The organism is uncultured Microbulbifer sp., from assembly GCF_947498635.1.
GTDB classification, from domain to species: domain Bacteria; phylum Pseudomonadota; class Gammaproteobacteria; order Pseudomonadales; family Cellvibrionaceae; genus Microbulbifer; species Microbulbifer echini.
In genome coordinates this window covers 33,957-55,484 of record NZ_CANMKV010000003.1, presented here as the reverse complement: position 1 = coordinate 55,484, position 21,528 = coordinate 33,957, and the positions used below count along the sequence as shown (strand labels likewise).

25 protein-coding genes are annotated in these 21,528 nt (G+C 55.6%); 8 read left to right on the top strand and 17 right to left on the bottom strand.

Going from position 1 to position 21,528, the window contains the following annotated elements; all coding sequences use genetic code 11:
• The first annotated feature begins 53 nt into the window (after positions 1-53).
• Entirely contained in the window at positions 54-1,478 is a 1,425-nt protein-coding gene (gene argH / locus Q1A69_RS02350) for an argininosuccinate lyase (protein WP_299580532.1), read from the top strand.
• A gap of 49 nt (positions 1,479-1,527) precedes the next feature.
• On the opposite strand, the gene Q1A69_RS02345 is transcribed toward argH, so the two are convergent.
• Entirely contained in the window at positions 1,528-2,427 is a 900-nt protein-coding gene (locus tag Q1A69_RS02345) for an alpha/beta hydrolase (RefSeq protein WP_299580529.1), read from the bottom strand.
• Between the two features lie 50 nt (positions 2,428-2,477).
• Complete coding sequence (cyaY, locus tag Q1A69_RS02340; protein WP_299580526.1) at positions 2,478-2,804, bottom strand: iron donor protein CyaY; 327 nt, start codon at positions 2,802-2,804, stop codon at positions 2,478-2,480.
• Between the two features lie 106 nt (positions 2,805-2,910).
• On the opposite strand from cyaY, the gene Q1A69_RS02335 reads away from it, so the two are divergent.
• From Q1A69_RS02335 to Q1A69_RS02320, 4 genes are all read left to right on the top strand, one after another.
• A complete protein-coding gene (locus Q1A69_RS02335) occupies positions 2,911-3,231 on the top strand; it encodes a lipoprotein (RefSeq protein ID WP_299580523.1) in 321 nt (106 codons plus the stop codon).
• Complete coding sequence (gene lysA, locus Q1A69_RS02330; protein WP_299580520.1) at positions 3,228-4,481, top strand: diaminopimelate decarboxylase; 1,254 nt, start codon at positions 3,228-3,230, stop codon at positions 4,479-4,481. The genes Q1A69_RS02335 and lysA overlap by 4 nt, the downstream gene beginning before the upstream one ends.
• Before the next feature lie 154 nt (positions 4,482-4,635).
• Positions 4,636-5,466, top strand: a complete 831-nt coding sequence (dapF, locus tag Q1A69_RS02325; protein WP_299580517.1) for a diaminopimelate epimerase — start codon at positions 4,636-4,638, stop codon at positions 5,464-5,466.
• A gap of 124 nt (positions 5,467-5,590) precedes the next feature.
• Entirely contained in the window at positions 5,591-6,328 is a 738-nt protein-coding gene (locus tag Q1A69_RS02320; protein WP_299580514.1) for a DUF484 family protein, read from the top strand.
• 104 nt (positions 6,329-6,432) lie between these two features.
• Here Q1A69_RS02320 and Q1A69_RS02315 read toward each other — a convergent pair whose 3' ends face one another.
• From Q1A69_RS02315 to Q1A69_RS02295, 5 genes are all read right to left on the bottom strand, one after another.
• Positions 6,433-6,657, bottom strand: coding sequence for a hypothetical protein (locus tag Q1A69_RS02315; RefSeq protein WP_299580511.1), 225 nt, complete (start codon positions 6,655-6,657; stop codon positions 6,433-6,435).
• A gap of 374 nt (positions 6,658-7,031) precedes the next feature.
• Positions 7,032-7,370, bottom strand: a complete 339-nt coding sequence (locus Q1A69_RS02310) for a P-II family nitrogen regulator (RefSeq protein WP_299580508.1) — start codon at positions 7,368-7,370, stop codon at positions 7,032-7,034.
• Between the two features lie 85 nt (positions 7,371-7,455).
• Entirely contained in the window at positions 7,456-8,715 is a 1,260-nt protein-coding gene (locus Q1A69_RS02305) for an ammonium transporter (RefSeq protein ID WP_299580505.1), read from the bottom strand.
• Between the two features lie 54 nt (positions 8,716-8,769).
• A complete protein-coding gene (locus Q1A69_RS02300) occupies positions 8,770-9,108 on the bottom strand; it encodes a P-II family nitrogen regulator (protein ID WP_299580501.1) in 339 nt (112 codons plus the stop codon).
• A gap of 44 nt (positions 9,109-9,152) precedes the next feature.
• Positions 9,153-9,908 carry a TorF family putative porin gene (locus tag Q1A69_RS02295; RefSeq protein WP_299580498.1) on the bottom strand — a complete coding sequence of 252 codons (756 nt, stop codon included), beginning with the start codon at positions 9,906-9,908 and terminating at the stop codon, positions 9,153-9,155.
• 420 nt (positions 9,909-10,328) lie between these two features.
• Between Q1A69_RS02295 and Q1A69_RS02290 the strand changes: the two genes are divergently transcribed.
• Positions 10,329-10,571 carry an accessory factor UbiK family protein gene (locus Q1A69_RS02290; protein ID WP_299580495.1) on the top strand — a complete coding sequence of 81 codons (243 nt, stop codon included), beginning with the start codon at positions 10,329-10,331 and terminating at the stop codon, positions 10,569-10,571.
• Between the two features lie 33 nt (positions 10,572-10,604).
• Positions 10,605-12,101, top strand: coding sequence for a YifB family Mg chelatase-like AAA ATPase (locus Q1A69_RS02285; protein ID WP_299580492.1), 1,497 nt, complete (start codon positions 10,605-10,607; stop codon positions 12,099-12,101).
• 147 nt (positions 12,102-12,248) lie between these two features.
• On the opposite strand, the gene Q1A69_RS02280 is transcribed toward Q1A69_RS02285, so the two are convergent.
• The 8 genes from Q1A69_RS02280 to Q1A69_RS02245 all read right to left on the bottom strand — a co-directional run bounded on the left by Q1A69_RS02280 (position 12,249) and on the right by Q1A69_RS02245 (position 19,135).
• On the bottom strand, positions 12,249-12,848 hold the full coding sequence (locus Q1A69_RS02280; protein ID WP_299580489.1) for a LysE family translocator: 600 nt from the start codon (positions 12,846-12,848) through the stop codon (positions 12,249-12,251).
• A 104-nt stretch (positions 12,849-12,952) separates the two neighbouring features.
• A complete protein-coding gene (locus tag Q1A69_RS02275; RefSeq protein WP_299580486.1) occupies positions 12,953-13,546 on the bottom strand; it encodes a nitroreductase family protein in 594 nt (197 codons plus the stop codon).
• Positions 13,547-13,655: 109 nt separating this feature from the next.
• Positions 13,656-13,952, bottom strand: coding sequence for a 2Fe-2S iron-sulfur cluster binding domain-containing protein (locus Q1A69_RS02270; protein WP_299580483.1), 297 nt, complete (start codon positions 13,950-13,952; stop codon positions 13,656-13,658).
• 70 nt (positions 13,953-14,022) lie between these two features.
• Positions 14,023-14,883 (bottom strand): ATP-binding cassette domain-containing protein, encoded by an 861-nt coding sequence (locus tag Q1A69_RS02265; protein ID WP_299580480.1) that lies wholly within the window; start codon positions 14,881-14,883, stop codon positions 14,023-14,025.
• On the bottom strand, positions 14,871-15,821 hold the full coding sequence (locus Q1A69_RS02260; RefSeq protein ID WP_299580477.1) for an ABC transporter ATP-binding protein: 951 nt from the start codon (positions 15,819-15,821) through the stop codon (positions 14,871-14,873). The genes Q1A69_RS02265 and Q1A69_RS02260 overlap by 13 nt, the downstream gene beginning before the upstream one ends.
• Complete coding sequence (locus Q1A69_RS02255; RefSeq protein WP_299580474.1) at positions 15,818-16,669, bottom strand: ABC transporter permease; 852 nt, start codon at positions 16,667-16,669, stop codon at positions 15,818-15,820. Before Q1A69_RS02255 ends, Q1A69_RS02260 begins: the two co-directional genes overlap by 4 nt.
• Positions 16,659-17,687, bottom strand: a complete 1,029-nt coding sequence (locus Q1A69_RS02250; RefSeq protein ID WP_299580810.1) for an ABC transporter permease — start codon at positions 17,685-17,687, stop codon at positions 16,659-16,661. Before Q1A69_RS02250 ends, Q1A69_RS02255 begins: the two co-directional genes overlap by 11 nt.
• Before the next feature lie 20 nt (positions 17,688-17,707).
• Positions 17,708-19,135, bottom strand: coding sequence for an ABC transporter substrate-binding protein (locus Q1A69_RS02245; RefSeq protein ID WP_299580807.1), 1,428 nt, complete (start codon positions 19,133-19,135; stop codon positions 17,708-17,710).
• Here Q1A69_RS02245 and Q1A69_RS02240 point away from each other — a divergent pair.
• Complete coding sequence (locus Q1A69_RS02240) at positions 19,019-19,291, top strand: hypothetical protein (protein ID WP_299580825.1); 273 nt, start codon at positions 19,019-19,021, stop codon at positions 19,289-19,291. The two genes, Q1A69_RS02245 and Q1A69_RS02240, sit on opposite strands and share 117 nt — an antisense overlap.
• Before the next feature lie 99 nt (positions 19,292-19,390).
• On the opposite strand, the gene Q1A69_RS02235 is transcribed toward Q1A69_RS02240, so the two are convergent.
• Both Q1A69_RS02235 and Q1A69_RS02230 read right to left on the bottom strand, forming a co-directional pair.
• Positions 19,391-20,173, bottom strand: a complete 783-nt coding sequence (locus Q1A69_RS02235) for a hypothetical protein (RefSeq protein WP_299580471.1) — start codon at positions 20,171-20,173, stop codon at positions 19,391-19,393.
• Between the two features lie 29 nt (positions 20,174-20,202).
• Positions 20,203-21,489, bottom strand: coding sequence for an MFS transporter (locus tag Q1A69_RS02230; RefSeq protein ID WP_299580468.1), 1,287 nt, complete (start codon positions 21,487-21,489; stop codon positions 20,203-20,205).
• Between the last annotated feature and the right edge of the window lie 39 nt (positions 21,490-21,528).

Here is a 21,528-nt window from a genome sequence, read left to right as displayed (position 1 = left end):
GCAAGATACCACCAAGCTCCCCGGCCTTTCACCTCACTGCAGCCAGGAAAACCATGAGCAACGACAAAGCCCCAACTGAATCCACCAGCAACCCGGCCGCCAAACTCTGGGGTGGCCGATTCAGCGAAGCCACCGATGCGTTCGTAGAGCGATTTACCGCCTCAGTTAACTTCGATCAGCGCATGGCATTAGAGGATATCCAGGGGTCCCTCGCCCATGCACAGATGCTGTCGGAAGTGGGCGTACTGAGCACCGACGAATATCACAGAATCGCCGACGGCCTGAAAGAGATCGCAGAAGAGATTCAAAACGGAGAGTTTCCCTGGTCGGTGCAATTGGAAGATGTGCACATGAATATCGAGGCGCGTCTGACCCAGCGCATCGGTGCCACCGGCAAGAAACTGCACACCGGCCGCTCCCGCAACGACCAAGTGGCGACCGATATTCGCCTGTGGTTGCGCGCTCGCATCGACCGCATCGGCGCCGAACTAACTCGCCTGCAGTCGGGCCTGGTGCAGCTGGCGGAGCGCGAGGCCGATACCATCATGCCCGGCTTCACCCACTTACAGAGCGCACAGCCGGTCACCTTTGGTCACCACCTGTTGGCTTGGAACGCCATGCTCACCAGGGATTACGAGCGCCTGATGGACTGCCGCAAGCGCGTTAACCGCTCACCTCTGGGCGCCGCCGCCCTGGCCGGCACCAGCTACCCGATCGATCGCGAGCGCACGGCGGAATTACTGGGTTTTGACGCGCCCACGGAAAATTCCCTGGACTCTGTGAGCGACCGGGATTTCGCTATTGAGTTTTGTGCCTTCGCCGCCCTGCTGCTCACCCACCTGTCCCGCGCCAGTGAGGAACTGGTGCTCTGGGCTTCAAGCCAGTTTGATTTTATCGACCTGCCGGATCGCTTCTGCACCGGCTCCTCGATCATGCCGCAAAAAAAGAACCCCGACGTGCCCGAGCTGGTGCGCGGTAAAACCGGCCGCGTCAACGGCCATTTGATCGCCCTGCTCACACTGATGAAGAGCCAACCGCTGGCCTACAACAAGGACAACCAGGAAGATAAAGAGCCATTGTTCGATGCCGCCGACACCGCCCTGGATTGCCTGCGCGCCTTTGCCGATATGGTGCCGGCGCTCAAGGCGAAAAAGGACAATATGTTGTCGGCGGCTGCCAAGGGCTTTTCCACCGCCACGGATCTGGCGGATTACCTGGTGCGCAAAGGCATCGCCTTCCGCGATGCCCACGAGATCGTCGGCCAGTCGGTATCCTTTGCCATTGAGCAGGACAAAGACCTGTCCGAACTGAGCCTGGAGCAATTACAGCAATTCTCCTCTGAAATTGGCGAGGATGTCTTTGAAGTACTCACCCTAGAAGGCTCAGTGGCCGCCCGCGATCATATCGGTGGCGCCGCACCAAACCAGGTACGCGCCGCCTGTATCCAGGCGCGGGAGCAGATAGCCCAGCGCGCTTGAATCTACTGACACCGCACCGAGAAGCCCGGCCGGCCGCCTTATCACCGGGCTAATGCGCTTGCAAACATCCCTCGATCCACTGGCAAATGATGTGGAATACCCGCTCGCGCTCCACATCGTTGTGGGCCTCATGTTTACTGTGCGACAGAAGCTGCCAGTGAATAAAGGTGGGGTTACTGGCGGCGAACGCGCGGTTGGCCTCGATAGAGACCAGAGAATCGCACTGCCCCTGCAGGAGCAAGGTCGGCAGCCGCAATTCGCCACCATGGCCAAGAGCCCAGAGGCCCGCGCGATAACATGAAATCAGCATCTGCGCACTGATGACCCCATGTACGAGAGGATCGCGGCGGTAGTTATCCTCCACCGCCCCGAGATGGCTGAGTTGCTGCGGTGTTACGCCACTATTGAGAGGAAAAGCCGGGTAGAATTTGCGGAGCAGGCCAATCGCAGTAATGACCAGTTTGGGAATTGGCCGGTAGAAGCGCAGGGCCAGCGCATTGAGAATCAGGCCGTTCAAACCCGTGCCCCCCTTCCTCAGCACATAATTCAGAGCAAAATTGCCGCCCATACTATGCCCATAGAGAAATAGGGGGAGGCCCCGCCACTCGCTGTGGATCAGAGCCAAAACCCCCTGGATATCCTCCAGCACATACTCGAGGCCTGGGATATGCCCGCGCCTCCCCTGCGACAAGCCGTGGCCTCGCAAATCGAAGGTGTACACCCCAAGATCCGCTCCCTGCAGGGCTCGTACGAGCGCTCCGTAGCGCCCCTGATGTTCGCCTAAACCGTGAACCAGGCACAGTACTGCCCGCACCCTGCCAGCGCAATAGCGCTGCCCCTGCAGACGCAGGCCATCGCGGGTATCGAGGAAAAAGGACTCAGGCACAGCCACTAACGGCGATTCCACTGATAATGGGGTATTCGACGCTCCGGACCTACACCAGGACATCAAGGGCTGCCGAGAAGATCGGCCGGTGAGATCGCCCTAACAACATAGAGTTATTGTGGCAGTCCCAGCTTGACCCGCTCACCCTGCTGCTCACTCAATACCCGATCGAGCAGCGTGGGCAGGTCCTCTCCCGTGGTGCTGCATTTCCAGCCGGGCGCGGTAAAAGAAAGATGGTAACCGCCGGATTTGGCCGCTACCCAGAGTTCGCTATTGGCTAACTGACGTGAGAGGATCACCTGACTGCCATTGTCCTCAAGGGTCAAAGTGAGTACGGCGCCGCTGCGCTCGTAGTCGATATCCCAGTCGCAATCGTCCAGGGCATCTTCAATCACCATCAGGGTTTGCTCAATAGCCGCTTCATATTCCGTTTGGCTCATCTTTTATTACTTCTGTTACCGTTTACTGTGTTCGATCTATTGGCTCGCTATACTATCAGCCTTTTGCCGAACACCGCTCTGAAAGCCCGAGTGCAGGATTTCACCCATGCCGAAAAAAATGCTCCCTCCCTTTTTTGCCCTGCTCAGTGCAACAGCACTAGTGGTGGGCTGCGGCCAGAAGGGGCCGCTGTACCTGCCCCAGGCGCCGGCCGAACCCGCGCCGAGCATCACCACGGGCCCGCTTTCTACAGTGCCCACCAGCAGTACCGCGGTGGAACCCGATGAGCCGGAGCTTGCACCTGTTGGAGAGGTCGTGGCACCTGAGGGTTATTCCGAGCCACAGGATTACTCAGAACCACCAGATTATTCAGAACCAGAAGACTACCCGGAAGAGGGCTACCCAGAGGAGCAAGTACCGGAGAAATGAGCGAATATAGCTATCGCCAAGGCAGCCTATGGGCGGAGCAGGTGCCATTGGAAGAAGTCGCCGAGCGCTTCGGAACCCCCACTTACGTGTACAGCCGCGCCCATTTTGAGCGCCAATATCGGGCCTATGCCGAGGCACTCGGCGATCATCCGGGCCTGATCTGTTACGCGGTCAAGGCCAACAGCAATCTGGGTATCCTGTCCCTGCTGGCCCAGCTCGGCGCCGGCTTTGACATCGTCTCCGCTGGCGAACTGGAGAGGGTGCTGCTGGCCGGAGGAGACCCCGCCCGCATCGTATTCTCCGGCGTGGGTAAAACGGCGGAGGAGATCCGCCGCGGCCTGGAAGTTGGGGTGCACTGTTTCAATATCGAATCCGAAGCGGAAATGCGCCGTGTCGAGTGTGTGGCCGCAGAGTGCGAGACCGTTGCCCCGATCTCCCTGCGGGTCAATCCCGATGTGGACGCACAAACCCACCCCTATATTTCCACCGGCCTCAAAGAAAACAAATTCGGTATCGCCATCGATAACGCCCTGGAAGTCTATTCCTACGCGGCGAACTCGCCACACTTAAGAATCACTGGTGTGGATTGTCATATCGGCTCCCAGCTCACTGAAGTGGCGCCTTTCCTCGATGCCCTGGACCGATTGTTAGCTTTGGTGGATACCTTGAACGCCGAGGGTATCCAGCTGGAACACCTCGACCTCGGCGGTGGTCTCGGTGTGCGCTACCGGGGTGAAGAGCCGCCGGTCGTGGCGGACTACCTGAAAGCGGTGCTGGAGCGCATCGGCGAGCGTTCGCTCGGCCTAATACTGGAGCCGGGCCGCTCCATCGCCGCCAATGGCGGTGTTCTCCTGACGCGTGTTGAATACCTAAAACGCACCGAAGGACATAACTTCGCCATTGTCGATGCCGCCATGAATGACAATCTGCGCCCGGCCCTTTATCAAGCCTGGCAGGATATAGTTCCGGTTACACCGGACGACGGCGAAGACACACTTTGGGATATCGTTGGACCGGTTTGTGAAACCGGCGATTTCCTCGGCAAAAATCGCGCTCTGACCCTGCGCGAGGGACAATTACTGGCCATGCTCTCCGTTGGCGCCTACGGCTTCACCATGAGCTCCAATTACAATAGCCGCCCGCGCGCAGCGGAGGTGCTGGTGGATGGGGAGAACACCTACTTGGTGCGCACCCGGGAAACTTTCGACGATCTAGTTCGGGGTGAGACCCCGGTGCCGGAAAAAGTCTGATTGTTTGTGCGAGGCTTGGCGCCTGTTCTATTTAACCTCCACACAAGGACCTTGCCGTCCGCAGATTGACCTATCTGCTTCGGTTGCAGACCGGGCCAACAGCGGGGTACAACCCTCGGATGGCCCACTCCATAAAAATCTATAGAGAAATGGAATGCGCGTTAAATTCAGCAAGATGCATGGGCTCGGCAATGACTTTGTAATGCTCGATGGCATCAGCCAAAGGCTCAAATTGTCCCCGGATAAAATTCGCCGTATCGCCGACCGCCGTATTGGTATCGGCTGCGATCAGGTATTACTTGTCGAGCCACCGCGCGAACCTGACGCGGACTTTCGGTATCGAATCTTCAACGCCGATGGTGGTGAGGTAGAGAACTGCGGCAACGGCGCGCGCTGTTTTGCCCGCTTCGTGCGCGAGCGCCGCCTGACCGGTAAAAAACGCCTCAACGTGGAAACCGCTGCAGGCATGTTGCAGCTCAACGTACTCGAGAATGACCAAGTCAGTGTGGATATGGGAGCCCCTGTTTTAGAGCCGGAGCAAATCCCTTTTGGCGCCGACCGCCGCGCCGAAAGCTATCCTCTGGAAGTCCATGACGAGACTTACACCATTGGCGCCGTCTCCATGGGCAACCCCCACGCTGTACTTTTGGTCGACGATGTCCAGACCGCACCGGTAACAAGCATCGGATCCTCTATTGAGACCCATCCACGCTTTCCACAGAAGGTTAATGTGGGCTTCCTGCAAATCGACTCCCGCAGTCAGGCACAATTGCGGGTGTTCGAGCGCGGAGTGGGAGAAACCCTCGCCTGTGGTACCGGCGCCTGCGCGGCCATGGTCTATGCCCATCTGCGCGGCTTGGTAGATAATCAGGTAGAAATACACCTGCCCGGCGGCGCCCTGACAATCCACTGGAGTGGGCCGGGTCAGCCAGTTACTATGACGGGGCCCGCCATGACGGTTTTCCACGGGCAAATCATTATTTGAACCATTTCGCGGGCGGGCAGCGTTTTGCCCTTCTGAAAGGTCCAAGCGCGTTCAATGGCGCCGGGTCTCTCACCGACGGAACAAAAGATTCACCGCGCACCTGCGCCAATGTGAACAGAACAAGATGGAACACACAGACGCCAATCACAATTGCGAAGAGATTGTCGCCGGCAGCCACAGGGAAACCCAGCGCGATAACAAACTACTCGCGCGCCAGGTGGCCCGCTATCTGATGCAGAATCCGGATTTTTTTATCGAGCGCATGGACCTGCTCGAAACCATCAAACTGCCACGGGAAAACGGCAAGACCGTGTCTCTGATGACACACCACACCAACCTGCTGCGCGAACGCAATATCGAGATGCGCCAGCGTCTCGACCAGCTGCTACACAACGCCCGCGACAACGACCAGTTGTTTCTCAACAGCCGCCGTCTGTTCCTGGCGTTGCTGGAGGCACAGACAGTGGGGGAAGCCGCTGCGGCGCTGTACACAAGCTTTAGTGACCACTTTAACGTGGAGTTCACTCGCCTGACCCTGTTCGGCCCCTTTCCGAGTTCGGCCGGCAGCCTCGGCGAAGTACATACCAGCACGCTCTCCACTGCGGAGACCGCCATTGGCGCCATACTGCGCAATGGGCGCCCGATATGTGGTGTTTTACGCCCTGGTGAAAAAGAATATCTTTTTGGGAACCACTGGCAGGATGTCGCTTCAGCAGCCATCATTCCCCTCGGCAATCAGCTCGGTATGCTCGCGGTTGGTTCCTCAGATCCACAATATTACCGATCCAGCCTAGGCACTCTATTCCTTTCCTACATCGGTGAGGTACTAGAACGCTTATTACCCAAACTACTGGATAGCTGAAACCAGCCGGCGCCTTTTGTGTGCGCATCGACGGACAGGTATAGGTTCCCAAAGAAAAATTTGCCGCCAGCCTGACAACAGGGGCGGCACAGTTCTGTACAGTACTAAATAGGGCGGCTGCCGTATTTAGGCTGTGGCTTGCGTGGGGGGTCGGCAGTGATCTCTGGATCAACTTCATTAATCGCCCCACCACTGGCGAGAAATTCCTCTACTTCAGTGCTCAGTTGGCTCCTGGCACGCTCGCGAGAGGTGATAGAGCGCTCTTCGGCAAATTCCTCGGAGTCCTTGCTGCGAGCGTTCTTACCCTGATCTTCATAACCATCTTTCATAGCAAAACCCTGTAACCCTTACTCCTGTTACAGAGGGAGTACCTCTGTGCCGCCCCTTCCCGCAGCGTCAATGAAATTGAAAGCCACCGGGGTGGCAATCTCCTACCGCATCAAAAGCGGCGATTAATATATAGGCACTTCCCATCTGGGCTGCCAGCAGCAGGCACCGAAGCCAGTAGAGTTTTTTGTGGATAGAAATCGAGGGAATATTGCGGTTTGTTATGGCGAGTTCCGCGACAGCCGGGGATTAGGCATTTCCCGTAGGAAACAAAGGGCAAGAAAAGTATAAGGGCTGGTGGAAGCTAAGGCCCCTCAAGAGGCCTTAGCACGCGATGGATATCAAATATATTGGCACCAATGCTTTCGGGTAAAGATTAAACCGCCTCGCTGCCGGTTTCCCCGGTGCGAATACGGATCACTTCCTCCAGAGCGGTAATAAAGATTTTGCCATCGCCGATTTTGCCGGTCTGTGCCGCCTTGGTGATCGCCTCCACCGCGGCATCTACCATGTCGTCATCGACGGCCAATTCCAGTTTGACCTTAGGCAGGAAATCCACCACATACTCAGCGCCGCGATAGAGCTCGGTATGACCCTTCTGGCGACCAAAGCCTTTCACTTCTGTCACCGTCATCCCCTGAACCCCGACCTCGGAGAGGGCGGTGCGCACATCATCCAGTTTGAAGGGCTTCACTACGGCCGTTATTAATTTCATCTTGTATCTTTCCCCTGATTTATCTTCTTTGCGGGAACCTCAATCGAGCGACCGCCCCTTGCGGGGCAGCGCCATTGCAGAGCGGTTACTTGCTCATAAATTCCGGGTAAGCTTCCATTCCACACTCGGCCAAGTCAACACCCTCCATCTCTTCGTCCTCACTGACGCGGATACCGGTGACCAGCTTAAGCAGATACCAAACCGCCAGGGAGCTTACAAAAACCCAGAGGAAGATTGTCAGCGCACCAACCAACTGACCCACAAGGCTGGATTCCTCATTGGTAAGAGGCACCAACAGCAGGCCAAGCAAGCCGACCACTCCGTGCACGGAGATGGCACCAACCGGGTCATCGATTTTGAGTTTGTCGAGAGTGATGATGGAGAAGACCACCAGGACGCCGGCAAACATTCCAAATACCGTAGCTTGCAGCGCGGTGGGCGTAGAGGGCTCAGCAGTGATTGCCACCAATCCGGCCAGGGCACCATTTAACAACATAGTGAGGTCGGCTTTGCCAAACAGTAAACGCGCGGTGACCAATGCGGCGATAGCACCACCGGCTGCAGCGGCATTGGTATTCACAAACACCATAGCCACAGAATGCGCACTGGCCGCATCGCCCAACTTCAAGACTGAACCGCCGTTAAAACCGAACCAACCCATCCACAGGATAAACGTGCCGAGGGTTGCCAGTGGCAGGTTGGCGCCGGGAATCGCATAAACCTGGCCATTGTTACCGTATTTACCTTTACGCGCACCCAGCAGCAGCACACCCGCCAGGGCGGCGGCGGCACCGGCCATATGCACAATGCCGGAACCGGCAAAGTCAGAGAAACCGAGATCACCCAAGTTATACAGCCCGAAAACTTCTTTGCCACCCCAGGTCCAAGAGCCTTCCAGCGGATAGATAAAACCGGTGAGCACAACGGCAAATGCCAGGAAGCTCCACAGCTTCATACGCTCAGCCACGGCACCGGATACAATAGACATAGCGGTGGCCACAAACACCACTTGGAAGAAAAAGTCTGAGGCTCCAGAATATACGGAATCACCATCGAAACCATTTTTGCTGGAATCTGCCAGGACACCGTCAAGGCTAAATGCCTCGATACCGGATAACATCCAGCTGCCATCGTACATAATGGCGTAGCCGGTGAAGAGATACATAATGCTCGCGATGGCAAACAGCGCAACATTTTTTGTAAGGATTTCTGTGGTGTTTTTAGAGCGCACCAGACCGGCTTCCAGCATGGCGAAACCCGCAGCCATCCACATCACCAGCGCACCGCACATCAGGAAATAAAAGGTATCAATTGCATATTGCAATTGAAATATCTGGTTTTCCATTTTTCTCTCCGTTCGGTCAGAATATTTTTAAAATTATATTGGTTTACGATTTATTCAGAGCGCATCACTGCCGGTTTCACCCGTGCGTATACGCACCACTTGTTCTAGGTTCGCGACAAATATTTTTCCATCGCCAATTTTTCCACTGTGCGCACTGGCACCCAGTGATTCCAAAACGGTATCCACTTGCCCATCTTCCACAGCAATTTGCAGCATGGTTTTCGGCAGGAAGTCCACTACATATTCAGCGCCTCGATACAGCTCGGTATGCCCTTTCTGCCGACCAAATCCTTTGACTTCTGTGACGGTAACACCACTCACCCCCACTTCCCGCAGGGCATCACGTACAGCATCTAATTTAAAAGGCTTGATAATTGCGGTGATTAATTTCATGGCTCCCCCAAAAAAATGCCCGCGAATTATCGCGGGCGTATTCATTACCAAGTGTAAGTAGCACCGACTAATAAAGTGGGCTCACACCAGTCGGTATCAAAGCACTCCTCTTTACTCACATCCGTGCCAACAAATGCAGCACTGAGATTTAAACCACCAAAGTCTCTGTGTAGGGTTGCGGAGTAATCAACATAAGCATCATCTTCGTGCAAGAATTCGTTATATTCTTCGAAATAATTGAAACCAACATGTAAATCCAAACTGATAGCCGCGGGCAGAGAAAAACTGTAATCCGCATAGGGGTAATAAAATTGTCCACTTTGTGCCCAGTAATCCTTGGCATAAGCGAATCCAAGCGTCAGGTCGGAAATACTGAGGCTACCGTAGAGTTCCCAGTAGTCCTCATCCTGATTGCTACCGTGATAGGCATAATAGATATATCCCACGTCATAGCTAATGGAGTCATTGATTTCTGCCGTGTAGCCACCATAAAAATCCTGCTCGTAATCGGTTTCATCTTTACCGTAAGCAAAATCCACTTGTGAGGCCCAGGTACCAACGTAAAAGCCATTGCCAAAATCCAGATCTATACCACCTTGAATAGCGGGGTTTCTATCCTTTTGGGAGATTCCCCGAAATCGGTAATCGGAAACCATACCCAAATTAGCGCTGAAGCTGATATCCGTCTTTTCTGCACTGCTGGCAGAGGTATTTTCTTCGGCGATTGATAGATTGGCAGTACCCAACGCCAGTAAAGCGCCAGCGAAAACAGTGGCAATTTTATGCTTTTTAACTTCCACCTTATTTCTCCTAAATTTCTATAGGCTTTATTTCAAGAGCTATGGCGCCGCCTGCAATCGGTCCTGCACTGTCGGGTATGACAGAGGGTCTCTTGCGTCTTGTGAACCGCTACTTTCCCAGACTCCCAGTGATCGTTAATGGCACACCTCCCCTTTCACTGCAGGGTTGATGCCAAAACGGCAATACTTAGTAAAATCAATACGTTATTAAGGAGTAAGAAAACCGGAATAAATACGAACAAGGCACCCGTAATGTCTCACGCACCAAGATGGAACTATTTATCTTCACATGCACAGAAGTGGGGAATCCCTGCAGAGGCAAAGATCAGAATAGTGCACAAAGAGTTATCTTTTGCGACCAAATGGGGTGGGTTACAATCTGATGCCAATAGATAATATTTTTATAGTAAGGAGTTGCCCGTGGCTGCGGACAAATTGCAACAGCTGCTAAAAGAGCTGCAACAACAGGGCACGGTGGTCACTAACGACCTGCGCAGTGCACTAGAGGTGTCCCTGGACAAATTACCCCTGGTCTCCCAGCGAGAATTTGACACTCAGGTGGAGATTCTCAGACGCACCAGGGAGAAGCTGGCACGTTTGGAGGACAAGGTGGAAATACTCGAGCAGGCACTCGCACAAAGGGAGCGCAAGTCCGAAGACTAATTGCCCTGAAGCCGCCACATCAAGGATGACAATGTGAGCCTTTCAGTTACCTATACACGCGCGCAACTCGGTGTCAGTGCCCCACTGGTCACCGTTGAGACCCACCTGGCCAATGGGCTACCTGCCTTTCATATCGTCGGCCTGCCAGAGGCCGCCGTCCGCGAGAGCCGCGACAGGGTGCGCAGCGCCCTGGTCAACAGCCACTTTGAATTCCCCCAGCGCCGTATCACCGTCAATCTCGCACCCGCCGACTTGCCCAAGGAGGGGGGGCGCTACGATCTCGCTATCGCCATTGGCATACTAACGGCCTCTGGACAGGTTCCTACTGGCCCTCTGGATCGCTATGAGTTTCTTGGGGAACTGGCACTTACCGGTGCACTGCGCCAAGTCAGTGGTGCACTTCCCGCAGCCATCGCCAGCGCTGCTGCAAAGCGTAAATTAGTTGTCCCCAGAGAGAACGGCAGCGAGGCCGCACTGGCCGGCAGCGAAGTCGGTAGTGCCAGATCACTACTGGAGGTATGCGCAGAATTGCACGGCAGAGAAAAACTGCCCCGCGCCGAACAACAGGCCGAGCAAGCGATCACTTACTGTGCAGACCTTGCAGATGTGCGCGGTCAACTCAAGGCGAGACGCGCCCTAGAAGTGGCTGCCGCGGGTGGCCACAACCTGTTATTTTACGGCCCGCCGGGAACGGGAAAGACTATGCTGGCGAGCCGCCTGCCCGGCATCTTGCCGGCACTAACCACCAGCGAATCGATAGAAGTTGCCGCAGTCTACTCCAGTGCCGGTTTGCCCCACCAGCGTCAAAGGCCATTCCGCGCCCCGCATCACAGCGCCTCCCCGACCGCCTTGGTCGGCGGCGGCAGCACCCCCCGCCCCGGAGAAATCTCGCTGGCCCACCGCGGCGTATTATTCCTGGATGAGATGCCTGAGTTTCCACGTCACGCCCTGGAAATATTGCGTGAGCCTTTAGAAAATGGCGAAGTGCGCATTTCCCGCGCACGCGCCCAGGTCACCTTCCCCGCTCGCTTCCAACTGGTGGCCGCTATGAACCCCTGCCCCTGTGGCTATCTGGGAGAACCACGCTGTCGCTGCACACCGGATCAGATAGACCGCTATCGCAACAAGTTGTCCGGACCATTATTAGACCGCATCGATATGCAGGTGGAAGTTGGCGCAATGAGCGCGGTGCAACTGCAGGACACGCCTGCCGGCGAATCATCCGAGTGCGTAAGAGAGAGAGTCTGCGGCGCCCGGCAACAACAGATGCAAAGACAGGGCACAATCAATAGCCTGCTTAAAGGCGTCGAACTTGAGAAATACTGTGTACTAGGCGACAGGGAAAAACTTCTTCTACGGCAATCCGCAGAAAAGCTAGGGCTCTCCGCACGCAGCTACCACCGGGTACTCAAAGTGGCACGCACCCTCGCGGACCTAGCCAAATTGGAAAAGATTGGCACCGCGCAGATAGCCGAGGCTTTGGCCTACCGCAATCTCGACAGACGCCAGGCCGCTATCCCCACCCTCTAAGGTGAATTGCTAAAGCCATTCACCGTTAGTAAGGGCCTGCCCCAGTTTGTACCAGATAAATTTTGAATTATAACTACTTAAATACTCGGCGCTAATGCGTTATCCAGGCCTTCGCATTTTTTATTAGTTTTCTATCCGCAGTGATTGCTAACTGCCAAAGAATTGTAGGTAAAGCAAATATAGGGCACAACCAATCAACAAACTCCCCATAACTATATTGAAAATACGTACTCGCAATTCCGTACCTAGCAATAGCCGTACTCTATCCCCAACCAGAGCCCACACTGCTAACGATGAGTAGCATACTAGAAAATAAATCGACACGAAGGTAACCAGACTGACGTGGCTATTTGGGTTGGAAAAAAGTGCGACACCAGATACGCAAGCCACCCACGCTTTGGGGTTAAGCCACTGTAACAGAAAGCCCTCATGGAAACGCGGCCTAGCCCTCTCAGAAATATCGATAGACCCCGATGCTTGTGCGATCTTGCAACCAATGAAAATAACATAGGCCGAGCCGACCAGGGCCAAATACTTGAGGAACAAAGGATAAACTTCCAAGAGCTGATAGAAGCCGAAACCAATAGCCGCCAATAATAGGGTGAATCCAATAGTTGCTCCAGAAACAAACGGCATAGTACGCCCAAACCCGTGGCTAACTCCAGAGGACACTATGACCATATTAACCGGCCCAGGCGTAATCGACATAACTAGGGAAAAACTGAACATTGCAAAAAAAAGTGACATAGCCAATTCCTGAATTTATTGTGGTTATCTGGCTGTAGGGCATATTTATGGCCAGCTCACAAGCTATACCCCTTTAGGCGGCTAGTCATTCTACCCATAATTTTTTAGATACACTCACCGCACATAAGAGACTCTAAAGTAAAAAAATGACGGTCTAGCTCCGGGCGCTGTGGGGCCTGCAGCGGCGACCGCTTGTGTAAATGTCCCAAACACAACAGGCCGCAGATCAATGCATTTTCCTCCAGCCCCAGAGCCGCTATCAAAAGCGGACTATAGGCCAGCTTGCCGGTCCGCCAGTAACCACTGTGACCCATTGCTTCCGCAGCTATAATCATATTCTGGATAGCAGCGCCGGCGGATAGTACCTGTTCGATTTTAGGCACCCGACCACTTTGATCGACATTCAGCACACAGATCATAACCTGGGGCGCCGTGGTAAACAGTCGCTGCAATGCCTCAGAGACCTCCTCAACAGAGGCGGTACTAGCTTCCTGTGCCAGAGCTACCAATTCCACTCGCCTTATCAGTTTTTCGCAATCCTCCCTGGAGCAGAGAATAAATCGCCAGGGCTTCAATGCGCGGTGATCGGGCGCAGTGAGCGCACACTGGACTATACGTTCGATATCTAACAGCGCGATATAATTATCGATGACCGGCTGAGACTTCCTTGTAAGGATACTTTCAATCAACGCTGACATATTATCTTATGCCTCTTGTTTCACAATATATGGACATGATGGAGTGTCGCGTCACAAAGAAACGCCTCCTTCGAAATATCACATACAAAATAGAGCCTTAGAAAAGTGTTCAGTAAGGCAATAGGATGTCCCCATCTCCAGCCAGATAAGACGAACAGGACAGTACATCTTCATTGAGGCGAACGCCGTTATCACGCAGCTCTCCAGAGAGCACCCTGACTCGGCAAGACCCACAGCGCCCCCTGCGGCAGGAGCTGCGAATTGGCAGCCTCATTTTTTCGATGTTCTCAAGGATCGTCAGTTTCTTGCTTCCCTCTCCCTCGTGTCTGCGGCCGTTGATAGTGACCCGCAGGCGGACGAGATCATCCTCTGCCTCACGATCGCTTAACAGTGCCTCAGCTTCCATGTTTCCCCCCGATCTATTCCTAACCCGACCTTCAAACGGAACTGCCCGCTTCCCGGCAATCCCGCAACGATCAACCGTCGGCCACCACACTTGCCGATTGTGTTCGCACCGGCAAATCGATCAACCTGCCCGGCACGCTCTGCAACAGCTGCCGGGTGTAGACGTGGGCCGGATTTTCGAGCACCTGGTCCACATCGCCCCACTCGACCATATCGCCGGACTTCATCACCAGCACCTGGTCCGCAAAGTGGCGCACCACCGCCAGGTCGTGGGATATAAAAATGTATGTAAGACCCAGGTCCCGCTGCAGGTCCAGCAGCAGATTGATGATCTGCGCCTGCACCGAAACATCCAGCGCAGACAGCGGCTCATCCAGTATCAGAATCTCCGGCTTCGTGGCCAGTGCGCGAGCAATATTCACCCTTTGGCGCTGACCGCCGCTCAGCATATGGGGAAAGGCATGCAACTGCGCCTCCCCCAGCCCCACCTGTTGTAGGTAATGCAGCGCGTGCTGCTGGCGCTCGTCGCGGCTCAGGCGCTCGTAGTTGCAGAGCGGGGCCGACACTATGCGCCAGATTCTCTGGCGTGGATTAAGCGAGGCGTAGGGGTCCTGGAACACCATTTGGATCTTGCGGTACAGCTCCCGCGCGGGCAGATCGGCGATATCGCGCATTCCGCTGTCCAGGCGCAGGCTGACCCGGCCGGCACTCGGCCGCTGTAACTTCATCACCAGCTGGGCCATGGTGCTCTTGCCACTGCCCGACTCACCCACTACCGCCAGGGTACGCCCGCGGGTCACGGCGAGATTGAGTTGGTTGAGCGCTTTAAAAGCCTGGCCGTGAGCCCCCGGAAGGCGAAACACCTTGCAGAGGTTTTCGACGCGCAGCACCACTTCGTTGGCCCCGGCGCCGGGCATATTTACCAATGACATCGGCTCTCCCTGTACGAATTCGCCGCCGCGCGCCGCATCCGCTGTGGCTGCTCGCAGCGATGGTCGGTACGGCTGCAACGGAGCCGGAAGCGGCATCCCTCTACCTCTTCGGTAATCGGTATCACGCTGCCATCAATCGTGGTCAGTCTGCTCTTGGGTGGCAGGCCGCTGCGGCCGGGCTGGGCCGCCACCAGGCCCCGGGTGTAGGGGTGGCAGGGTGAGGCGATGACCTCGCCAACATCGCCACTCTCCACTATCTGCCCGGAATACATCACCTGTACCCGGTGCGCACACTGCTCGATAACACCGATATCGTGGGACACCAGAATCAGGGCCATACCGGTATCCCGACGGATTTCCTCTAGCAACTGCAGTATCTGCGCCTGGACCGTGACATCAAGTGCGGTGGTCGGCTCGTCCGCTATCATCAGCTGCGGCGCGGAGGCCACCGCCATGGCGATCATGATCCGCTGCGCCATGCCACCCGACAGCTCGTGCGGATAGCTCTTCAGGCGCGCGCCGGCATGGGCGATTCCGACCCGGTCCAGCAGGCGCAATGCTTCGGCGCGCGCAGAAGCGCGGCTCATACCGGTGCGCGCTTGCAACACCGATTCCTTCAACTGGCGCTCAACCGTCAGGCAAGGATTCAGAGCGCTCATGGGGTTCTGGAATATCATTGCCATTTTGCCGCCGCGTAGCGCCCGCCAGTCGCGGGGCCCAGCCCGCAGCAGATCGACGCTGCAAGCCTCCATTTGCTCGGCAGATGCGTTCACGCCGTCCGGCAGCAGTCCCATCAAGGCCATGTTGACCATGCTTTTTCCACAGCCGGATTCGCCGACCACCCCGAGAACTTCTCCGGCCGCGACGTAAAATGTCAGGCCGCGCACCGCCGGTTTCCCGTCGATTTCAATACTCAGGTTTTTGACCGATAGAATCATAGCCTTGCCAACTTCGGATCGAGGCGGTCGCGCAGCGCATCTCCCACCAGGTTGAAACTCAGTACCGTAAGCAGGATGCAGGCCCCGGGCATCACAACCAGCAGGGGGTGGGACTCGATAAACGGGCGCGCGTCCGCGAGCATGGCGCCCCACTCTGCCACCGGGGGCTTGGCGCCCAGCCCGAGAAATCCGAGCGCGGCAATTTCCAGAATCGCATCGCTGAAACCGAGGGCGGCCTGCACTATCACCGGCGGCACACAGTTCGGCAGAACCTCGGACCAGAGTACCCGGAGGCGGGAGCTGCCGCTGGCAAAGGCCGCCATCACATAGGTCTTCTGCATTTCCTGGATGGTCATCGAGCGAACCACGCGCACAAACCGCGGAATACCTATAATGGTCACCGCGACAATGGCGTTGCCGAGCCCGGAACCGAGCACCGCGACAATGACAATGGCCAGCAGGATACTGGGCAGGCACATTAGCAGGTCCACCAGCCGCATAATCAGGGCGTCCAGCCAACCGCCGTAGACGCCCGCCAGCAACCCGAGCCCGACACCTATCACCAGCGATACCGCCACCACCACAAAACCGATGCCGAGAGAACAGCGCGCGCCGTAAACGAGCCGCGCAAACATGTCCCGCCCCAGGTCGTCCGTGCCCAGTACCGGCACCGATAGCGGATTCCAGCTCGGCGGCGCCAGCAGCTCGGCACTGATCCGGTAGGGCGACAGATCCAGCAGCAGCGGGGCGATAAACCCCAATAGCAGCAGGGACACCAGCACAAGAAAGCCGATGTTCCCCCAGCCGCCCGGCATCAGGCGAAAACCAATTGCAATCCTAGCTTGCACTGTCCCTCCTCCCGACTGCGGGGTTAATCGCTCCGTAGAGGTAATCAATCAGCCCATTTACCAGCACCACAAAAATGCCAATCAGCAGAATGCTGGCCTGGATTACCGGGTAGTCGCGTGCGTAGACACTGTTGACGATATAGCGGCCAACGCCGGGCCAGGCGAAGATGGTTTCCGTCAGGATGGCACCAGTGATCACCGTTGTGACAAACAGCACACCGCCCACTGTAACAATGGGAATCAGCGCATTGCGGAAAGCGTGACGCCAGATGACCCTAAATTCACTCAATCCCTTGGCGCGCGCGGTTCGAACATAGTCCTCCGACAACACTTCGAGCATGCTCGAACGCGTAGTCCTGGCAAACACGGCCAGCGGTATCGTGGCCATGGTCAGGGCCGGTAGGACCAGGTGCCCCAGCGCGCTGCCGAAGGCGGAAAATCCGTATTCTTGCACTACCTGTGGTGCCAGCGTGTCCATCAGCATGAAGCCCGTCACTGGCGGTATGTCGTAGAGGATGTCGATGCGCCCGGCCACCGGCGTGATGTCCAGCCCAATCGAAAAACACATGATCAGTACAAGGCCCCACCAGAACACCGGTATCGAGTAGCCGAATATAGAAACCGACATAATTAGGAAATCCGCCACACTGTTGCGATAGACTGCCGCAATCACACCGGCGGGAACTCCCAATAGGCAGGCGATCAGCAGCGCACTGACCCCCAGTTCGATGGTGGCTGGCCAGCGCGCTAGCAACTCCCCGATAACACTCTGCTGGGAAACTACGGAAACACCGAGGTCGCCCTGCAGCGCACTGACGACGAATTGCAGATACTGTACGATCAGCGAATTATCCAAACCGAGGCGCACGACCATTTCACGATATTGTTCAGGGTCTGATCCGCGCTCTCCGATCAACAACAGGACGGGATCTCCTGGGGCCACGCGAATCAGGAAGAACGCCAGCAGTGTAACCCCCAGTAGTGTCGTGGCCATCTCTAGCGGCCGCCTTAACCCTATGGTCCGAAGCCTGTTCACTGCTAGCGCTTGCTCGAAACGGACAGGGGATAGAAGTTGTCCACATCGAAGGGATCCATGACGTAGCCCTCAACCCGCGGACTCAGCGCGCGAAAGACCTTCGAGTGGGCGATCGGAATCACCGGCACGTCTTCGCTGAATACCCTCAGCGCTTCACGGTACAGCTTCTCGCGAGTGGCGAAGTCGCTCTCGCGCCGCGCCTGCTTGATCAGGGATTCAAACGCCGGCCGGCAGTAGCGGGAGTTATTCGAGCCGCGCTGTACCGAATCGCAGCTGAACAGGGTATACAGGAAGTTGTCCGGATCGCCGTTGTCGCCGGCCCAGCCGAGCTGCACCATATCGTGCTCGCCGCGCTTGACCTTGTCCAGATAGGTACCCCAGTCGTAACTGACAAGCTCGACCTCGACACCGATCCTAGCCAGGTCCTGCTGCATCATTTCGCCCATTTTCCGGCCATTGGGGTTGTAGGGGCGGCTAACAGGCAAGGTCCAGAGTGTGACTTTAAAGCCATCGGCGTGGCCCGCTTGCTCAAGCAGTTTCCTGGCTTTTGCCGGGTCGTACTCGTACTGTGCAACCTCCTCGTTATAGGACCACATACTCGGCGGATAGGGGTTGATCGCCGGTTCCGCATTGCCGAGGTAGACGGCATTGATATACGCCTGCTTGTTGAGTGCGTGGGCAATGGCGCGGCGCACCTGGACATTGTCGAAGGGAGGCTTTTCCGTATTCATGGCCAGGTAGCCGATATTGAGACCGTCCTCCTCCGCAAGCACCATGCCAGACTGCGACTTGATCTGCGCAATGTCACTGGGAGAGGGGTAGACAACCAGGTCACACTCGCCCTTTTTCAGTTTCATATAGCGCACACTGGGGTCCGGGGTGATGGCGAAGACCAGGTTGTCTATCGCCGGCCGCCCCTGCCAGTAGGCCTCATTTGCCTTGTAGCGGATGCTGGTGCCTTTCAGGTAACGGCGGAACTTAAACGGCCCGGTGCCCACCGGCAGCACATCGATGTCTGCCTTGCGATTATCCCTCTGCAGTTGCTCGCCGTACTCCTTGGAAAGAATGGACATGAACGGCATCGCAAGATTGGATAAAAACGGAGCCTCGGGCTGTGACAGCTCGATTCTCACCCTGTAGTCTCCCAGCTTCTCGACCTTGGTGATCAACTTGTCCATACCCATACCCTGGAAGTACTGATAGGTGCCGCCGCCCACCAGGTGGTATGGATGTTCCTTGTCCAGCTGTCGGTTGAACGAGAAGAGCACGTCGTCCGCATTCATAGTACGGCTTGGCGTGAAGTAGGCGGTACGGTGAAAGGACACATCATCGCGCAGCTCAAAGGTGTAGCTGCGGTTATCGGGGGAGATTTCCCAGCGCTTTGCCAGCGAAGGGACCAGCTTGGTCGTGCCGGGCTCGAAATCCAGCAAACGGTTGTACAGCGTTGGCGCCGTGGCGTTTCTCGCCGTTCCGGACAGGGTGATCTGCGGGTTGAAGGATTCAGGGCTGCCTTCGGAACAGTAAACCAGGCTGCTCGCGGAAAAGGCTGGAATCGATACCACCGCTGCCGAACAAAGCGTCAATAATGCGAATATTTTTTTCATGATTTATACCGAGGTATTGGTCCTTAACTTAACCTAAGGAATGACACGGTGTTGCCAATGCCATTTCTGCCATGCTCTCGCCTAAGACCAGAGTCCGAGGCTGCCATCCTCGCGCAAACCGACAAACGATGTCTGCGAAATCCTGTTCCCCTCCGGGGTGCCGAGAATTTCATGGAAGTTTTGTGTATTGAAAATAATGAGGTCACCCACCTTCGGGATGACTCTCACGCAGTCTTCCCTTTCCAGAACTTCGTAGGGGAAGTAGTAATCCCCCTCGACTTTCATCTTGTCGTTTTCCGCTGTGTGAATGGTGTCGTAGATGACCAGCTCGCCGGAATTCGACTCCGCACAGTAATAGACATTCCAGGTAAGCTGCTTGCTAATTTTCGTAACAGCCCAGGGCGCGTTGATATGGCTGGGCGCATGGTCCGCGTGCAGCTTTCCATGCCCCTTGAAGCTGCGAAAGGCGCCGGCAAAGTAGTCACCATAGCCTTCCTCATGGAAGACGGACGCCTCCCGCCCAGCATTGTCCCGGATCGACTGAATCACCATCTGTACTGGGTCTATATCCAGGCCCTTGTAGATCTCCTCGATAACTTCCCCGGCCTCCTGGCATTTCCCGAAGTAAACATTTTTATCATCATGTGCCCACTGGTTGTGGCACAGGCCAACCTGATGGACCGGAATGTCTTTCAGATGGTCATAGTTGGCAAAGCGCATCTCCAGCAGTCGCGAAGCGACCACATCACAGGTTTCCCGGTCGACAAAGTCCTTTACCCTGATAGCCGGAATCTTCTGCTCCAGCAGCAGATTCATATTTTCAGGCGTCAGGTCATGCAACTCACTAGATATCCAGTTTCCCATTTTCCACTCCATTTTTTTCTGCTTACTCACTAACCTGCGGAAGCCCCGGAAAGCTGTGCGCTGCCAACGGAATAGGACCATCGCCGGTAAAGCGCGTAACTCGCCAGGATCAACAGGCTGTATACGGCCATGAATATACCGACGGTATAAACAAAGTTATTGTTGAACAGGTCCAGTAAGCCACCGGTCACAAGCGCTGTGACACTGCCCAGGAAACAGCCTATGGCGAAAGTAATCGCAAATACTGATCCAACGCGGTTCTTCGGTGAAAGCGTGACAATACCGCTATATCCAAGCATCCATACGAACTCAAACAGGAACACCATCACAGTGAAAAATATCGCGCTTGCGACTACCGACCCGGTGTAAACGGATGCCATATAACTTCCGCAAGCAAGCAGTGACCCCATTAGAGCGACCAGGATGACGGCGGAGAAATCCCGCTCAAAGATTCTCGAATACTTACAGAAGAGCGCAAAAGCGGAAGAACCCAGGACTATCGCCACACTCGCCATTACATAGGACGCCGACACTGCCGATGAGTCCAACGCAAACTGCTCGCCCGGGTATATTGGCTGCAGCACACTGTAGGTGCCCTGAAAGAAGGCCGCTGTCAGCGGCGGTAGCATGCAGCAGAAGAAGAGCCTCGGATCTTCCTTAAGGCTAGAGAAATAATCGATACACCTCTGCCCAATTGGGTTTCTTCTGCCAGATTCCGGGAACTTCTCTTCGCTGACATTGCGAATCAGATAGACCAGGGCCGCAGAGACTAGAAAGGTTACGGCATCGAACAGAATGGCGATTTCCAGGCTTACCGACGAAACCAAAAACACACCTGCAACTGCAGCCACGGCAATCCCCACATGGTAACCGCTCTGCATAAACGAGGCGTAATAGCTCAATTTTTCCCTGGGAAATATATAGGGCGCGATAACTGTTTTGGTGATTCTGCTTACATGGTCAAACAGGCCGCGCAGCAACAGCAGGAGAACAATTGCTATGTAGTTGCTCTCCCAGACGAACGGGATGATTAACAGTGTCAGTAGGGCGCTGGTGATATCAAGAAGATACCAGCGCTTGCGCGGCTCCATGCCAAAGTCCCAATCGCTCCTGTACAGGATAACGATAAATACGGGCAGCCATTGCAGGGAAACAAATATGGCGGTAACCAGACCGGACCCTGTTTCACCATAAATGGCAAGCGCGAGAACAATGTGCAAGAGCACAGACCCTGCCGAAGATATGGTGAATGCAGCCGCACCGAGGGCAAGGTTCAGCCTTCCGCGGAAATCCGCGGCATCATTCAGTGTACTCATAATAATCTGTACCAAAATAGGACAGAAAAAGCCCTGAGG

Bases quoted from the DNA above. Each gene is read 5' to 3' on its own strand.
- Q1A69_RS02280 (WP_299580489.1), bottom strand. From the start codon at position 12,848: ATGTCACTTTTTTTTGCAATGTTCAGTTTTTCCCTAGTTATGTCGATT.
- Q1A69_RS02260 (WP_299580477.1), bottom strand. From the start codon at position 15,821: ATGATTCTATCGGTCAAAAACCTGAGTATTGAAATCGACGGGAAACCG.
- Q1A69_RS02345 (WP_299580529.1), bottom strand. From the start codon at position 2,427: ATGTCCTGGTGTAGGTCCGGAGCGTCGAATACCCCATTATCAGTGGAA.
- Q1A69_RS02230 (WP_299580468.1), bottom strand. From the start codon at position 21,489: ATGAGTACACTGAATGATGCCGCGGATTTCCGCGGAAGGCTGAACCTT.
- Q1A69_RS02265 (WP_299580480.1), bottom strand. From the start codon at position 14,883: ATGTCATTGGTAAATATGCCCGGCGCCGGGGCCAACGAAGTGGTGCTG.
- Q1A69_RS02270 (WP_299580483.1), bottom strand. From the start codon at position 13,952: ATGGAAGCTGAGGCACTGTTAAGCGATCGTGAGGCAGAGGATGATCTC.
- cyaY (WP_299580526.1), bottom strand. From the start codon at position 2,804: ATGAGCCAAACGGAATATGAAGCGGCTATTGAGCAAACCCTGATGGTG.
- Q1A69_RS02305 (WP_299580505.1), bottom strand. From the start codon at position 8,715: ATGGAAAACCAGATATTTCAATTGCAATATGCAATTGATACCTTTTAT.
- Q1A69_RS02300 (WP_299580501.1), bottom strand. From the start codon at position 9,108: ATGAAATTAATCACCGCAATTATCAAGCCTTTTAAATTAGATGCTGTA.
- lysA (WP_299580520.1), top strand. From the start codon at position 3,228: ATGAGCGAATATAGCTATCGCCAAGGCAGCCTATGGGCGGAGCAGGTG.
- Q1A69_RS02275 (WP_299580486.1), bottom strand. From the start codon at position 13,546: ATGTCAGCGTTGATTGAAAGTATCCTTACAAGGAAGTCTCAGCCGGTC.
- Q1A69_RS02335 (WP_299580523.1), top strand. From the start codon at position 2,911: ATGCCGAAAAAAATGCTCCCTCCCTTTTTTGCCCTGCTCAGTGCAACA.
- Q1A69_RS02315 (WP_299580511.1), bottom strand. From the start codon at position 6,657: ATGAAAGATGGTTATGAAGATCAGGGTAAGAACGCTCGCAGCAAGGAC.
- Q1A69_RS02320 (WP_299580514.1), top strand. From the start codon at position 5,591: ATGGAACACACAGACGCCAATCACAATTGCGAAGAGATTGTCGCCGGC.
- argH (WP_299580532.1), top strand. From the start codon at position 54: ATGAGCAACGACAAAGCCCCAACTGAATCCACCAGCAACCCGGCCGCC.
- Q1A69_RS02235 (WP_299580471.1), bottom strand. From the start codon at position 20,173: ATGGGAAACTGGATATCTAGTGAGTTGCATGACCTGACGCCTGAAAAT.
- Q1A69_RS02310 (WP_299580508.1), bottom strand. From the start codon at position 7,370: ATGAAATTAATAACGGCCGTAGTGAAGCCCTTCAAACTGGATGATGTG.
- dapF (WP_299580517.1), top strand. From the start codon at position 4,636: ATGCGCGTTAAATTCAGCAAGATGCATGGGCTCGGCAATGACTTTGTA.